This is a genomic window from Streptomyces sp. NPDC001093, from assembly GCF_040298985.1.
Classification (GTDB): Bacteria; Actinomycetota; Actinomycetes; order Streptomycetales; family Streptomycetaceae; genus Streptomyces.
Genome location: NZ_JBEPBF010000120.1, coordinates 16516 through 31602, shown reverse-complemented (window position 1 = coordinate 31602; position 15087 = coordinate 16516). Strand labels below are relative to the sequence as shown.

Sequence of the window (15087 nt, the reverse complement as noted above, 5' to 3'; positions counted from 1 at the left end):
CGTAGTAGTCCATCTGCGTACGGGCGTCGGTGATGTCGAGCACGCCGTAGCCGTGCCGGTCGGTGTCCACCCAGTGGACGTGCCGGTTGGCGGCCCCCGATCCGCAGCAGGCCCCCGGCCGGGACCCGCACCGGACGCTCGCCCACCCGCGCCCCGTCCAGCGCCGTACCGTTCGTGGAGCCGAGGTCGGCCACGGACACGCGACCGTCCGCCCCGACGGTGACCGCGCAGTGCAGCCGGGACACGTCGGGGTCGTCCAGCGGCACGTCCGCCTCGGCCGAGCGGCCCACGGTGATCCGGCCGCCGTGCAGCAGATGGACCCCGCCCGCGTCCGGGCCCGCGACGACATGCAGCTGGGTCGGCGCGTCGTCGAGCTCGGGATGCGGCTCGGCGGCCGCCGGGGCGCTCAGGGACAGCACGGCGCCGTCGACCAGCGGAGGCTCGCCGAGGGTGCAGCGGCGCGGATCCAGCCGCTCGGTGCCGGCGTAGAGCACGACGGAGGAGTTGGCGGCCTCGCGGCCCTCCCCGGTGACCGCCCCGGCCAGCGCCGACGCGACCGCGGCCAGGTCCGTGCCCGTGGGCGCCGTGACCAGCACGTCGCGGCTCGCGGCGCGGCCCCGCTGCGGGGACGGGCCCAGCGGGTCTACGACGGTCAGCCGGATCTGCATCGGCGTCAGCGGTCCCTTCTGCGCGGGTCTGCGCGGGACGGACTTCCCCCCACCCCACACACGAGCACGTCGGCCAGTACTGGAAGGCATCCTCGCACCTGCCACCGACAACGCGCCCCGGACCCGGTGACAAGTGATCTTGATTGGTCGGCTCTGCCCCCAAAAGTGCCTGACCAGTGCCGTACCCGCGATCACTTGAGATCGGTCACGTCCGGTCCCGGCAACCAGGAGACCGGGACGCGCGTCTTTCCGTCGACACGTGGTGCCCGCAACGGCGGCACTACAGTGGGTCGGACAACCGGAATGACCACCGGACGACAACCGGAATGCAGGCAAGCAAGCATCAGCAAGCAGCAGGGAGCGCGTGACGTGCGGCCAGTCGGCAGCAAGTACCTGCTTGAGGAGCCGCTCGGACGCGGCGCCACAGGCACCGTCTGGCGTGCCCGCCAGCGCGAGACCGCGGGCGCCGAGGCGGCCGTGGCCGGGCAGCCCGGCGAGACGGTCGCCATCAAGGTCCTCAAGGAGGAGCTGGCGAGCGACCCGGACATCGTGATGCGCTTCCTGCGCGAGCGGTCCGTGCTGCTCCGCCTCACCCACCCCAACGTCGTCCGGGTCCGCGACCTGGTCGTCGAGGGCGATCTGCTGGCGCTGGTCATGGACCTCGTCGACGGCCCCGACCTGCACCGCCACCTGCGCGAGAACGGCCCCTTCACGCCGGTCGCCGCCGCACTGATGACCGCGCAGATCGCCGACGCGCTCGCCGCGAGCCACGCCGACGGCGTCGTCCACCGCGACCTGAAGCCCGCCAACGTGCTGCTCCAGCAGAACGACGGCCGGCTGCACCCGATGCTGACCGACTTCGGCATCGCCCGCCTCGCCGACTCCCCGGGCCTTACCCGCACCCAGGAGTTCGTCGGCACGCCCGCGTACGTGGCACCGGAGTCCGCCGAGGGCCGCCCGCAGACCTCCGCCGTGGACATCTACGGCGCCGGCATCCTGCTGTACGAGCTGGTCACCGGCCACCCGCCGTTCGCCGGCAGCACCGCGCTGGAGGTGCTGCACCAGCACCTGAGCGCCGAGCCGCGCCGCCCCTCCACCGTCCCCGACCCGCTGTGGACGGTCATAGAGCGCTGCCTGCGCAAGAACCCCGACGAACGGCCCAGCGCCGAGAACCTGGCGCGCGGCCTCAGGGTCGTCGCCGAGGGCATCGGGGTGCACGCGAACGCCGCGCAGATCGCCGCCGCCGAGGGGGTGGGCGCGCTGCTGGCCCCCGACCCGGCCCCGACCGCCGTGCCGGGCGTGCCCGGCGCCGCCGACCCCACCCAGGTGCTGCCGAACACCGGCCCCCGGGGCGCGTACGACCCGAACGCCGCGACGAGCGTGCTGCCGCACACCGGCGGCCCCGTCGGCGCCGCCGACCCCACCGCCGTACTGCCGAACACGGGCGCAGCGGACCCGACGGCGGTGCTGCCGAACACCGGCCCGCAGGGGCCGCAGCCCGAGCAGCCGCACCCCTGGCAGACCCAGCTGCGCGCGGCCCGCGACCGCAACGAGCAGACGCAGGTCCAGCAGTTCCTGTCCCCGGAGGACGACCCGCTGTACCACCGGCCGCAGCGGCAGGTCGCCCGGCCCGGGCAGCAGCCGCGCCAGGCCCCGCAGGGCCGCCCCCAGCAGCCGCAGCCGCGCGGTCGGCAGCAGGGGTACCAGCAGGGGTACGGCTATGCGCCCCAGCAGCCTCAGCAGTACGCCCCGCCGCAGCAGCCGCAGCAGCCGCAGCGGTACGCGCCGCCCGCGCCGGAGCCGCAGCGGCCCGCCCGCGAGCCCCGGGCGCCCCGGCAGCGCAGTGCCAACCCGATGAAGATCCCGGGTCTCGGCTGCCTGAAGGGCTGCCTGTTCACGATCGTCATCCTGGTCGTGGCGAGCTGGCTGATCTATGAGCTGACCCCGCTGCACACGTGGATCGGCCAGGGCCGCAGCTACTGGCACGAGGTGAGCCACTGGGCCGGTCAGGTCAGCAAGTGGGTCAAGGACCTGGGCGGCTCTTCGGGCGGCGGCAACTGACCCCGTGTACTCACGGTAACTGACCGCGAGTTTGCGGATTTGTCGACATCTGACGGGTGATTTCCGTCTCCGCGGTGAAGGTTGGCTCGTCGGACGCGTAGTTTTAACGACACCACGCGACAACGCGCGTCTGTAGGAGCAGTCTTGGCACGGAAGATCGGCAGCCGGTACACCGCGAACCAGATCCTGGGGCGGGGCAGCGCCGGCACGGTGTGGCTGGGCGAGGGGCCGGAGGGCCCCGTCGCCGTCAAGCTGCTGCGCGAGGACCTCGCCTCCGACCAGGAGCTCGTCGGACGCTTCGTCCAGGAGCGCACCGCGCTGCTCGGCCTGGAGCACCCGCACATCGTCACCGTGCGCGACCTGGTCGTCGACGGCAACGACCTGGCCCTGGTCATGGACCTCGTACGCGGCACCGACCTGCGCACCCGGCTGGAGCGCGAGCGGCGGCTCGCCCCCGAGGCGGCCGTGGCGATCGTCGCCGACGTCGCCGACGCGCTGGCGGCGGCCCACGCGGCCGGGGTCGTCCACCGGGACGTCAAACCCGAGAACGTGCTCCTCGACATGCAGGGCCCACTCGGACCCGGCGGCGCCCACCCCGCCCTGCTCACCGACTTCGGCGTGGCCAAGCTGATCGACACGCCGAAGCGGACGCGGGCCACGAAGATCATCGGTACGCCGGACTACCTCGCCCCCGAGATCGTCGAGGGCCTGCCGCCGCGCGCGTCCGTGGACATCTACGCCCTGGCGACGGTCCTGTACGAGCTGCTGGCCGGGTTCACGCCGTTCGGCGGGGGGCATCCGGGGGCGGTGCTGCGCAGGCACGTCACGGAGACCGTCGTACCTCTCCCCGGCATCCCGGAGGAGCTGTGGCAGCTGATCGTGCAGTGCCTGGCCAAGGCGCCGGCGTCCCGGCTGCGCGCCTCCGAGCTGGCGGCGCGGCTGCGGGAGCAGCTGCCGACGCTGGCCGGGATGCCGCCGCTGGACGTGGACGAGCCGGAGCTCTCCGAGGAGGCCGTGGACGAGCCCGCGCCGTCGGCTCCGCAGGGGGACGAGCCGGTACGGCGGCGGGGGGCGGTCTCCCTCGTCCCCGGGGCCAAGCCGGACTCCAACCGGGACACGCACACGTCGATGAGGGTGCCGGGGCCGGACGAGCTGGCGGGCGGCGCGCACGGGACCGCTCGCGTTCCCCGGGCCCCCGGCGCGCCCCGGCCGGGGTCGGCCCGGCACAAGGCCGCGGTGCGGCGGCGCCGGGTGACTCTGGGGGTGGCCGGGGTGGTGCTGGCGGCCGTCGTGGGCGTCGGCGCGTGGCTGGCCTCCGCCGACGGGGGCTCGGACGCGCCGCGCAACACGCACAGCACGTCGACCCCGTGACCCACCCGGCCCGGCCGGCCGGGAAGGGGCCCCTGCGGCGCCTCGCGGCTCGGTCGCCCGGGACGGTGTCCTCCCGGCCGGCCGGGACGGCTGGTGGGCGGGCGAAGGCGGAGGTCCGGGGGCGGGGACCCCGGCAGGGGCACGGCAGCGCCGGGCACCCCGGCAGCTCGCGAGCTCCCGGCCCTCGCCGCTCGGCGGAGCCGTTACGCTGGATGCGTGGCAGTCGTCGATGTATCCGAAGAGCTGAAGTCCCTCTCCTCGACCATGGAGTCGATCGAGGCCGTCCTGGACCTCGACAGGCTGAGGGCAGACATCGCCGTGCTCGAGGAGCAGGCGGCCGCGCCGTCCCTCTGGGACAACCCGGACGAGGCGCAGAAGATCACCAGCAAGCTCTCCCACCTCCAGGCCGAGGTCAGGAAGGCGGAGGCGCTGCGCGGTCGGATCGACGATCTCGCCGTCCTCTTCGAGATGGCCGAGGAGGAGGACGACCCGGACACCCGCGCCGAGGCCGAGTCCGAGCTGGTCGCGGTGCGCAAGGCGCTGGACGAGATGGAGGTCCGTACCCTCCTGTCCGGCGAGTACGACGCCCGTGAGGCGCTCGTCAACATCCGCGCCGAGGCCGGCGGCGTCGACGCCGCGGACTTCGCCGAGAAGCTCCAGCGCATGTATCTGCGCTGGGCCGAGCAGCGCGGCTACAAGACCGAGCTGATCGAGACGTCGTACGCCGAAGAGGCCGGCATCAAGTCGACCACCTTCGCCGTCCAGGCGCCGTACGCCTACGGCACCCTCTCCGTCGAGCAGGGCACGCACCGCCTGGTGCGCATCTCGCCCTTCGACAACCAGGGCCGCCGCCAGACCTCCTTCGCGGGCGTGGAAGTGCTGCCCGTCGTCGAGCAGTCCGACCACGTCGAGATCGACGAGAGCGACCTGCGCATCGACGTCTACCGGTCCTCCGGGCCCGGTGGCCAGGGTGTCAACACGACCGACTCCGCGGTCCGCATCACCCACCTCCCCACCGGCATCGTGGTCTCCTGCCAGAACGAGCGGTCGCAGATCCAGAACAAGGCCACCGCCATGAACGTCCTCCAGGCCAAGCTGCTGGAGCGGCGCCGGCAGGAGGAGCAGGCCAAGATGGACGCCCTCAAGGGCGACGGCGGCAACTCCTGGGGCAACCAGATGCGTTCGTACGTGCTGCACCCGTACCAGATGGTCAAGGACCTGCGCACCGAGCACGAGGTCGGCAACCCCGAGGCCGTGTTCAACGGTGAGATCGACGGGTTCCTGGAGGCCGGTATTCGCTGGCGCAAGCAGCAGGAGAAGTAACTTTGTCGACATGACAACTGCCGCCCGCGGGGCGGCAGTTGTCTTTTGTCTGGGTTCTACATCACACTCACAGGCTTCAACTCGCCGCAAACACCCCCCGACAGGACATTGCGCCCGCAACGGCCTTGACGTTGCTTTGAAAAATCGGAAGGGTTAAGCGTGGCATGCGTACTTCAGGGGCGCATGTGAACCGGGGGAATGAGTTGACGCGACTTCGTCACCGGCTGCCTCCCGTCGATCACGGCAACGCCCCATGCGCCGCCTCATTGACGAACAGCTACTGGGGGTAGCAACCATATGACGAAGAAGACGCGGATCCGGGTCGCGCGGATAGCCGCCGGCGCCGTGATCGCGGCCGGTGCGTCACTGACCGCAGCCGGCGCGGCCTCCGCCGCGGGTTTCGAGGTCCAGGCGGGCCCGATCAGCCTGGGCGCACACGCGAACGGCGAGGGCGACGGCGGTACCGACGGCGGTGACGGCGGCTGTGACCTCGCTGTCTGCCCCACCACCGGCGGGACCACCACCGCCGGGACCACCACCGGCGGCGACGCCACGACCACCGGTGGCGACGCCACGACCGGCGGCGACACGACCGCCGGTGGCAACACGACCACTGGCGGTGACGTCACCATCGGCGGCGTCATCGGCGGTGGCGACACCACGACCGGTGGCGACACCACGACCGGCGGCGACACGACCACCGGCGGTGACAACGGGACCGGTGGCACCACCGGCACTGGTGGCACGACCGGCACTGGTGGCACGACTGGCACTGGTGGCACGACTGGCACCGGTGGGACGACCGGCACTGGTGGCACGACTGGCACCGGTGGGACGACTGGCACCGGTGGGACGACCGGCACCGGTGGCACCACTGGCGGCGGCAGCACCACCGGTGGCGGCAGCACCACCGGCGGCGGCACCACCGGCGGCGGCAGCACCACGGGTGGCAGCACCACCGGCGGCGGTTCCTCCACCACGGGCGGCAGCACCACCGGCGGCAACAACGACAACCCGCAGGGCGGCAACGGCCCCGCCACCCAGGACCAGGGTTCCTCGCAGCTCACCGACACCGGCTCCGACAACCAGCCCCAGGGCGGCGGCAAGCAGCTCGCCGAGACCGGTGCCGGTCAGACCGCGTTCCTGCTGATCGGCGCCGCGACGATGATCGCCGGCGGTATCGGCTTCCGCGTTCTGCCGCGTCTGGTCAACGGCCGTGGCGGCGCTGCCGCCTGAGTGTGACCCCACGGTGACGCGGCGCGCTCGCCGCGCACACGGAAGGGCCCGGAGCCGACGCTCCGGGCCCTGACGGGTTTCTGAGGCTTTTCTTACACGTGCCGGTTACCGGACGCCGGTCTCACGCGGTCTGGTGCGCCAGCAGCGCCACGGCGGCGATCAGCACCGCCAGCAGCGCGATCAGCGCCATCGGGTTCACCCCGCCCAGGAAACCCTCTTGCTGCAGTCGCTCGCGGTTGGCACGGCACACCGGGCACCTGCCCTCGCTCACGGGCGCCGCGCAGTTCGCGCACACCAACCGGTCGTACGTCATGCGCTCGCCCTCCTCGCACCGGCCATCACTCGTATCAACGCTCACGGGACCGAGAACGTTCCCCCCTCCACTGTGCCAGGTTCCCGCGGAGCGTGCGCGGGGCCTCGGAGAGCCGGGAGCGAACCGAGGGGGAACCAGGAGAGAACCGGGGCCGGTACAAAAACGTACAAGCCTTACCCAACCTCGACCTGCGACTGCACTTGCACACCCGGTTCGCGTATGGTCACGCTCATCTACCCCCGGCGACGCGTGGTGCATCCGTGATCCGATTCGACAATGTCTCCAAGGTCTACCCCAAGCAGACCCGCCCCGCACTCAGGGATGTCTCCCTCGAGGTGGAGAAGGGCGAGTTCGTGTTCCTCGTGGGGTCCTCCGGCTCCGGAAAGTCCACCTTCCTGCGGCTGGTCCTCCGCGAGGAGCGGTGCAGCCACGGCCAGGTGCACGTGCTGGGCAAGGACCTCGCGCGCCTCTCCAACTGGAAGGTGCCGCAGATGCGCCGCCAGCTGGGGACGGTGTTCCAGGACTTCCGGCTCCTGCCGAACAAGACCGTCGCGGAGAACGTGGCCTTCGCCCAGGAGGTCATCGGCAAGTCCCGCGGCGAGATCCGCAAGTCCGTGCCGCAGGTGCTCGATCTCGTCGGGCTCGGCGGCAAGGAGGACCGGATGCCCGGTGAGCTCTCCGGTGGTGAGCAGCAGCGCGTGGCCATCGCGCGGGCCTTCGTCAACCGGCCCAAGCTGCTGATCGCCGACGAGCCCACCGGCAACCTCGACCCGCAGACCTCCGTCGGCATCATGAAGCTGCTCGACCGCATCAACCGGACGGGCACCACGGTCATCATGGCGACGCACGATCAGAACATCGTGGACCAGATGCGTAAGCGCGTCATCGAGCTGGAGAAGGGCCGCCTCGTCCGCGACCAGGCCCGCGGCGTCTACGGCTACCAGCACTAAGCAAGTTCACGACCGAAAGGCTCGACAAGACGCCATGCGCGCCCAGTTCGTCCTGTCGGAGATCGGTGTCGGTCTCCGCCGCAATCTGACGATGACCTTCGCCGTCATCGTCTCCGTCGCCCTGTCCCTGGCGCTCTTCGGCGGCTCGCTGCTGATGAGCGACCAGGTGAGCACCATGAAGGGCTACTGGTACGACAAGGTCAACGTCTCGATCTTCCTGTGCAACAAGCACGACGCCGACTCGGACGTCAACTGCGCCAAGGGCGCGGTGACCGAGGACCAGAAGAAGCAGATCCTCTCGGACCTGCAGAAGATGCCGGTCGTCGAGAAGGTGGCGTACGAGTCGCAGGACGAGGCGTACAAGCACTACAAGGAGCAGTTCGGCAACTCACCGCTGGCCAGTTCGCTCACGCCGGACCAGATGCAGGAGTCGTACCGGATCAAGCTGAAGGACCCGCAGAAGTACCAGGTGATCGCGTCCGCCTTCAACGGCCGTCCCGGTGTGCAGTCCGTGCAGGACCAGAAGGGCATCCTGGACAACCTCTTCACGCTGCTGAACCTGATGAACCGCGGCGCGCTCGGCGTGATGGCGATGATGCTGATCGTCGCGCTGCTGCTGATCATCAACACCGTGCGCGTCTCGGCGTTCAGTCGCCGGCGCGAGACCGGGATCATGCGCCTGGTCGGTGCCTCGGGCTTCTACATCCAGGCGCCGTTCATCGCCGAGGCCGCGGTCGCCGGACTCATCGGCGGCGGACTCGCCTGTGTGGCCCTGGTGGTCGGCCGGTACTTCACCATCGACCACGGCATGGACCTCTCCCACCACCTCACGCTCATCAACTTCGTCGGCTGGGACGCGGTGTTGACCAAGCTGCCGCTGATCCTCGCAACCAGCGTTCTCATGCCGTCACTTGCGGCGTTCTTCGCGCTGCGCAAGTACCTGAAGGTGTGACGCATGCCAAGAGGGTCGTACGGGCATCCGCCCGTACGGCCCTTCGCGTTGTCCTAGACTCACCGCCATGTCAGGCCGAGGACTCCCCGCCGTGCCAGGCCGAGACCTGTTCTGCCGGCCCCGCAGCATCCGCCGCGGGGCCGCCCTGACACTGGTCTTCGCCGGCGTCCTGGTCACCGGCGCCGCCACCGGCTCCTTCCCGGAGCCCGAGGCCACCGCGCGCAGACCCGTCACCGGGCCGGCGCGTACGGCCACGAGCCACGAGGACGTCCAGCGGGCCGCCGCCGAGGCGATGGCCGACGGCAAGTCCCCGATGGAGGCCGCCGAGCGGGCCGTCAGCCGCAGCGGGGACCGCTGGGGCGCGGTGTACTCCGAGGGCGAGTACCAGGAGTTCCAGGAGTCCCTCGACGGCCGCTACACCGGCGTCGGCCTGTGGGCGCGGCGCGAGCGGGACGGCCGCATCGAGGTGACCAGGGTGCAGCCGGGCTCGCCGGCCGCCGCGGCCGGGATCCGCAAGGGCGACCGGCTGCGCAGCGTCGACGGCAGCAAGGTCGACGGGCGGCCGGTCACCGAGGTGGTCTCCTTACTGCGCGGCGACGCCGACGAAGCGGCCGCGGGCACGGCCGTCACCCTCGGCCTGCAGCGCGGCACGCGCGCGTGGACCGAGACCCTGCACCGGGCCAGCCTGTCCACCGACTCCGTGACCGTGCGCCGGCTGCCCGGCGGGGTCACCGTCATCAAGATCGCCGCGTTCACCAAGGGCTCCGGGGACACCGTCCGCGCCGCGGTGCGGCAGGCCCCGGCCGGCGACGGGATCGTCCTCGACCTGCGCGGCAACTCCGGCGGCCTGGTCACCGAGGCGGTGGACACCGCCTCCGCCTTCCTCGACGGCGGCCTGGTCGCCACGTACGACGTCGACGGCGCCCAGCGCTCCCTGCACGCCGACCCCGGCGGCGACACCACCCGGCCCCTGGTCGCCCTGGTCGACGGCGGCACGATGAGCGCGGCCGAGATGCTCACCGGGGCCCTGCAGGACCGGGGCCGCGCGGTGGTGATCGGCTCGCGCACCTTCGGCAAGGGCTCCATCCAGATGCCGAGCGAGCTGCCCGACGGCTCGGTGGCCGAGCTGACCGTCGGCCACTACCGCACCCCCTCCGGCCACGCGGTCGACGCCCGGGGCATCACCCCGGACCTGGACGCGGACCCGGAGGAGGCCCTGCCCCGGGCCGAGACGGTCCTCACCGGCCTGGGTGACCCCTCGTAGCCACGCGTAATCGGCTGTACTCCCACCCCCGGTGTGGTGCCAAAATGGTCGGCACTATGGCTAAGGAAAAAGGGCGCAAGCTGATCGCGCAGAACAAGAAGGCGCGGCACGACTACCACATCCTCGACACCTACGAGGCCGGTCTGGTCCTCATGGGCACCGAGGTGAAGTCGCTGCGTCAGGGTCGGGCCTCGCTGGTCGACGGCTTCGTGCAACTGGACGGTCACGAGGCGTGGCTGCACAACGTGCACGTCCCCGAGTACAGCCAGGGCACCTGGACCAACCACAGCGCCCGCCGCAAGCGCAAGCTGCTGCTGCACCGCACGGAGATCGACAAGCTGGAGTCCAAGTCCCAGGAGACGGGGCACACGATCGTGCCCCTCGCCCTGTACTTCAAGGACGGCCGCGCCAAGATCGAGATCGCGCTCGCCAAGGGCAAGAAGGAGTACGACAAGCGCCAGACCCTGCGCGAGAAGCAGGACCGGCGCGAGGCGGACCGCGCGATGTCGGCGGCGCGCCGCAAGCAGCGGGGCTAGCGGGAATACGCTGGCACCGACCTGCGTTGTTCCCGTACGATGGCAGCAGCACCGGACGTCAGCGGCCGGTGTGAACCTTGAGAAATCAACATGGGGATGATCGGTTTCGACAGCGGCTGTCGAAGCAGGGGAAGCGTGTCGAGGAAGCGGCCATGATCTCGTAAACCACAGGCCGAAAAAAATAATCGCCAACACCAAGCGCGATTCCTTCGCCCTCGCTGCCTAAGTAGCGACTTGCGAAGTGTCAGCCCGGGGCTGTTCCCGACCCGGATCCTGGCATCAGCTAGGGAACTAAACCTTGATCCCGGTCACGGGGTGAAGAGGGAAACCAAACAGTGACTGAGCCCGTCGGCGACTTGTTCGCGTGATCGCCGGGGCCGAGAAAAGCGAAGCGGACTGCACACGGAGAAGCCCTGATTCCGCACCGTTGGACGCGGGTTCGATTCCCGCCATCTCCACCAAGCCCCTCCGGGGGTTACCCCATGTGGGCACCGGCCCCGTCGCTTCTGGCGACGGGGCCATTGTCTTTGGGTCGGGCGCCGTCATGCGTCTGCGGGTGCGCTCTGGCTGGTCGCGCAGTTCCCCGCGCCCCTTACGGGCCCTCGCAGCGGCACCCCGCCGGCGCGGCTGAGCGTGCCCACCCCCAGGGCCAGGGCAGCGGCGGCCGCCGGTACGACGTACGCGGAGGCCGGCGACGAGTGCTCCGCCGCCCAGCCCCCCACCGCCGAGCCGCAGGCGATCCCCGTCAGCAGTCCCGTCACCATCAGACTCATCCCCTCGTTCAGACGGTCGGCCGGGGTGCGCCGCTGTACCAGCGTCATCGCCGTGACCATCGTCGGCGCCGTGGCCATCCCCGCCACCAGCAGCGCACCCGCCGACGCCCACAGCGAACCGGCGAGGCCCGCGGCAGCCCACGGCAGTGTCATCAGTACGGCCATGCCCGCCAGGCAGTGCCCCAGCCGCACCCCCGTCGGCTTCAGCGCGCCGTACAGCAGACCCGCCGCGCACGACCCCGCCGCCTGCAGCGCGAGTACCGCACCGGCCGCCGCACGATGCCCCTGCGCGTCGGCGTAGGCGAGGGTGACGACCTCCACCGAGCCGAACACCGCCCCGGTCGCGGTGAAACAGGCCAGCAGCGGCGGGATGCCCGGGCTGCGCAGCGGCGAGGACGCCTGTGAACGGGCCCGCACCGGCGGCTCGGTGGCCCGCTGGGCGGTGAACAGCAGCATGCCGGCGAGCAGCAGCACCGCGCCCGTGAGCGTGCCCGCCTCCGGGAAGAACGTGCCGGTGAGGAAGGAGGCCAGCACCGGGCCGAGCATGAAGCACAGCTCGTCGGCGGCCTGTTCGAAGGAGTTCGCGGTGTGCAGCGCGCCCGGGTCGTCACGCAGCAGATGGGCCCAGCGGGCGCGGGACAGGCCGCCGATGTTCGGGGTGGCCGCGGTGAGCGCGTAGGCGGCGAACAGGGTCCAGTCCGGGGCGTCGTAGTGCACGCACAGCAGCAGGGCGAGGCTGCCGAGCACGGCGACGAGCGTGGCCGGTACGGCGATCCGGGCCTGCCCGTGCCGGTCGACGAGCCGGGCGATCCAGGGCCCGGCCAGCGCGGTCGCCGCGAGGCCGGTCGCGGTGACGGCACCGGCGAGGGCGTACGAGCCCCGCGAGCCGGCGATCATCACGACGGCGCTCACGCTGAACATGCCCATGGGCAGCCGGGCGAGGAGGTTGCCGGTGGTGAAGGCGCGGGCGCCGGGGAGGCCGAGGAGGCGGCGGTAGCCGCTGGTTGTGGACATGACCGAGGACATGGACTCACCCTCGCCCCGAGGGGATCACGGGGTCCAACACCTTCTCCGTGCCGATTCACGCACCTGTGTTGTAAGTTCACGGTCATGTCCGTCCCCGCCGGCATAGAGCCCCGCCTCCTGCGCGCCTTCGTCGCCGTGGCCGAGGAACTGCACTTCACCCGCGCCGCGGCCCGCCTGTACGTCGCCCAGCAGGCGCTCAGCCGGGACGTACGCCGCCTGGAGCGGGAGCTGGGTGCCGAGTTGTTCCTGCGGACGACCCGGCAGGTGACGCCGACCGCTGACGGTGAGCGTCTGCTGCCGTACGCCCGGCGGGTCCTCGCCGCCCAGGACGACCTGCTCGCCGCCTTCGCCCCCGGCCGGTCCCGCCCGCTGCTCGTGGACCTCAACTCACCGGGTCTGGTCACCGGCCGCCGCGTGCTGCACCGGGCCCGTGAACTCGCCCCCGACTGCGAGCTGATGGCCCGCTACGAGAGCGGTCTGACCGGGGCCGCCGCCGACGTGCTGGCCGGCCGGCTGGACGCCTCCTTCGGCCGTTTCGCCGGCCTGGACCCGGCGCTGCGCTCCGGTCTGGAGCAGCAGCCGGTGCGCTACGAGCCGATGGCCGTCGTACTGCCCGAGGACCATCCGCTGGCCGCCCGCGCCGAGGTGCCGGTGGCCGCGCTGGCCGGCGAGACCGTGTACGCCGGCGCCGGGAACCCGCGCACCCTGGAGTGGACCGACCTGGCGAGGCGCCTCTTCGAGGGGCGTGGCATCCGGCTCGCCGCGCCCCTGCCGCTGGCCGTCGGGGACGAGGAGTTCGAGCGGATCATGGCCAAGACCCGGCACCCGGTGCTGGCCGTGGTCGACTTTCCGGCCATGCCCCGCACCGTCCGCCGCCCGCTCGTCGATCCGGTCCCGCTGTCGCCGGTCTCCCTGGTGTGGCGGAAGGGGCTGGTCCATCCCGCACTGGACGCGCTGCGGCGGGCGGCGGCCGGGCTCGCGGCGGCGGAGGGGTGGCTGCGGCGACCGGCCGAGGGATGGATTCCGGCCGCCGACGCCGCTGTCATGCAGCCCTGAGCGGCCCTCACCGGCCGCCCCCGCGCCGAGTGAGAGCAACGTTCCCTTCCGGTCACTCACAGCCACAGGCAGGAAACGCGCCCTCCCTACCTTCGGGCTGAGCCGGTCGATGGCAGGTCGACGGCAGACCGAGCAGCCGGAGCCCAGTGGAGGCGTGATGACAGCCCCAGCCCCAACAGCCCCAACCCGTCGCAGTGGCCGCTGGATCGAACGCTGGGACCCGGAGGACGAGGGATTCTGGACGGCGACCGGGCAGCGGATCGCCAACCGGAACCTCTGGTTCTCCGTCCTCTCCGAGCACATCGGCTTCTCGATCTGGACCCTGTGGTCCGTCCTCGTCCTGTTCATGGGCCCGCAGTACGGCCTCACGCCCGCCGACAAGTTCCTGCTGACCTCGATGGTCACCCTCGTCGGCGCGGTCGTACGCGTCCCCTACACCTTCGCCGTGGCCGTGTTCGGCGGCCGCAACTGGACGATCATCTCGGCGAGCCTGCTGCTGATCCCGACGATCGCGGCCTTCGCGGTGATGAAGCCGGGCACGTCCTTCACCACGTTCCTCGTGGTCGGTCTCCTGGCAGGCATCGGCGGCGGCAACTTCGCCTCCTCCATGACCAACATCAACGCCTTCTTCCCGCTGAAGAAGAAGGGCTGGGCGCTCGGCCTGAACGCGGGCGGCGGCAACATCGGCGTGCCCGTCATCCAGCTGGTCGCCCTCGCGGTCATCGGCGCGAGCGGCGGCCCGCGGGTCCTGCTGGGCATCTACATCCCGCTGATCGTCGTGGCCGCCGTTCTGGCCGCTCTCTTCATGGACAACCTCGCTTCCGTGAAGAACGACACCGGCGCGGCCAAGGACGCCGCGAAGGACGGCCACACCTGGATCATGTCCTTCCTCTACGTCGGCACCTTCGGGTCCTTCATCGGCTACAGCTTCGCCTTCGGCCAGGTCCTGACGATCCAGTTCGGCCGCACCCCGCTGCAGGCGGCGTACCTCACCTTCATCGGCCCGCTGCTCGGCTCCCTGATCCGCCCCCTCGGCGGGCGGCTCGCCGACCGTTTCGGCGGCGCCCGCATCACCCTGTGGAACTACGTCGCCATGGCCGCCGCCACCGGCGTCCTGATCGCCGCGAGCCGGCAGAAGTCGCTGCCGCTGTTCGTGTCCGTCTTCGTCGTCCTGTTCGTGCTCAGCGGGCTCGGCAACGGCTCGACGTACAAGATGATCCCGGGCATCTTCCAGGCGAAGGCCCTGGCGAAGGGCCTGGAGGGGGAGGAGGCCGTGGCCTGTGGCCGCCGGCTGTCCGGTGCTTCCATGGGCTTGATCGGCGCGGTCGGCGCGCTCGGCGGAGTCGGCATCAACCTCGCCTTCCGCCAGTCCTTCCTGTCCTACGGCACCGGCACCGGAGCGTTCGTCGCCTTCCTCGCCTTCTACGGACTCTGCTTCGTGGTGACGTGGGCCGTATACCTTCGCCGCCCGGCGCGACAGGCCGTGCCGGTGGCGGCTTCGGAGACAAAGGCGCAGCTCAGCTACGCCGAAGTGTGACGTAACACCGGTGCAATGAAG

Annotated in this window: 13 protein-coding genes and 1 other RNA gene; 11 read left to right on the top strand and 3 right to left on the bottom strand. The window is 71.3% G+C overall.

Annotated features, from left to right (window positions below; all coding sequences use genetic code 11):
• A partial coding sequence (locus ABT288_RS39030; protein ID WP_351618473.1) for an FHA domain-containing protein occupies positions 1 to 668 on the bottom strand: 668 nt, incomplete at its 3' end.
• A 369-nt stretch (positions 669 to 1037) separates the two neighbouring features.
• Here ABT288_RS39030 and ABT288_RS39025 point away from each other — a divergent pair.
• From ABT288_RS39025 to ABT288_RS39010, 4 genes are all read left to right on the top strand, one after another.
• Positions 1038 to 2729, top strand: coding sequence for a serine/threonine-protein kinase (locus tag ABT288_RS39025; protein ID WP_351618470.1), 1692 nt, complete (start codon positions 1038 to 1040; stop codon positions 2727 to 2729).
• Between the two features lie 144 nt (positions 2730 to 2873).
• Positions 2874 to 4100, top strand: coding sequence for a serine/threonine-protein kinase (locus ABT288_RS39020; RefSeq protein ID WP_351618468.1), 1227 nt, complete (start codon positions 2874 to 2876; stop codon positions 4098 to 4100).
• Between the two features lie 216 nt (positions 4101 to 4316).
• Positions 4317 to 5423 carry a peptide chain release factor 2 gene (gene prfB / locus ABT288_RS39015; protein WP_351618465.1) on the top strand — a complete coding sequence of 369 codons (1107 nt, stop codon included), beginning with the start codon at positions 4317 to 4319 and terminating at the stop codon, positions 5421 to 5423.
• Positions 5424 to 5720: 297 nt separating this feature from the next.
• Complete coding sequence (locus ABT288_RS39010; RefSeq protein ID WP_351618462.1) at positions 5721 to 6659, top strand: LPXTG cell wall anchor domain-containing protein; 939 nt, start codon at positions 5721 to 5723, stop codon at positions 6657 to 6659.
• Between the two features lie 121 nt (positions 6660 to 6780).
• Here the strand turns inward: ABT288_RS39010 and ABT288_RS39005 are convergent, their stop codons facing one another.
• Positions 6781 to 6972, bottom strand: coding sequence for a hypothetical protein (locus ABT288_RS39005; protein ID WP_023550109.1), 192 nt, complete (start codon positions 6970 to 6972; stop codon positions 6781 to 6783).
• A 260-nt stretch (positions 6973 to 7232) separates the two neighbouring features.
• Here ABT288_RS39005 and ftsE point away from each other — a divergent pair, with 260 nt between their 5' ends.
• The 5 genes from ftsE to ssrA all read left to right on the top strand — a co-directional run bounded on the left by ftsE (position 7233) and on the right by ssrA (position 11135).
• The gene (gene ftsE, locus ABT288_RS39000; protein WP_031159396.1) at positions 7233 to 7922 is read left to right on the top strand and encodes a cell division ATP-binding protein FtsE; all 690 of its coding nucleotides are present in this window, start codon (positions 7233 to 7235) and stop codon (positions 7920 to 7922) included.
• 34 nt (positions 7923 to 7956) lie between these two features.
• Positions 7957 to 8874, top strand: coding sequence for a permease-like cell division protein FtsX (gene ftsX, locus ABT288_RS38995; protein ID WP_351618460.1), 918 nt, complete (start codon positions 7957 to 7959; stop codon positions 8872 to 8874).
• Between the two features lie 91 nt (positions 8875 to 8965).
• On the top strand, positions 8966 to 10138 hold the full coding sequence (locus tag ABT288_RS38990; protein ID WP_351618457.1) for a S41 family peptidase: 1173 nt from the start codon (positions 8966 to 8968) through the stop codon (positions 10136 to 10138).
• Positions 10139 to 10194: 56 nt separating this feature from the next.
• A complete protein-coding gene (smpB, locus tag ABT288_RS38985; protein ID WP_351618455.1) occupies positions 10195 to 10674 on the top strand; it encodes an SsrA-binding protein SmpB in 480 nt (159 codons plus the stop codon).
• Between the two features lie 92 nt (positions 10675 to 10766).
• Positions 10767 to 11135: a transfer-messenger RNA gene (gene ssrA / locus ABT288_RS38980) on the top strand.
• 81 nt (positions 11136 to 11216) lie between these two features.
• Here the strand turns inward: ssrA and ABT288_RS38975 are convergent.
• On the bottom strand, positions 11217 to 12461 hold the full coding sequence (locus tag ABT288_RS38975; RefSeq protein ID WP_351618452.1) for an MFS transporter: 1245 nt from the start codon (positions 12459 to 12461) through the stop codon (positions 11217 to 11219).
• Between the two features lie 96 nt (positions 12462 to 12557).
• Between ABT288_RS38975 and ABT288_RS38970 the strand changes: the two genes are divergently transcribed.
• Complete coding sequence (locus tag ABT288_RS38970; protein WP_351618450.1) at positions 12558 to 13529, top strand: LysR family transcriptional regulator; 972 nt, start codon at positions 12558 to 12560, stop codon at positions 13527 to 13529.
• Between the two features lie 157 nt (positions 13530 to 13686).
• On the top strand, positions 13687 to 15066 hold the full coding sequence (locus ABT288_RS38965) for a nitrate/nitrite transporter (protein ID WP_351618448.1): 1380 nt from the start codon (positions 13687 to 13689) through the stop codon (positions 15064 to 15066).
• The last annotated feature ends 21 nt before the right edge of the window (positions 15067 to 15087 follow it).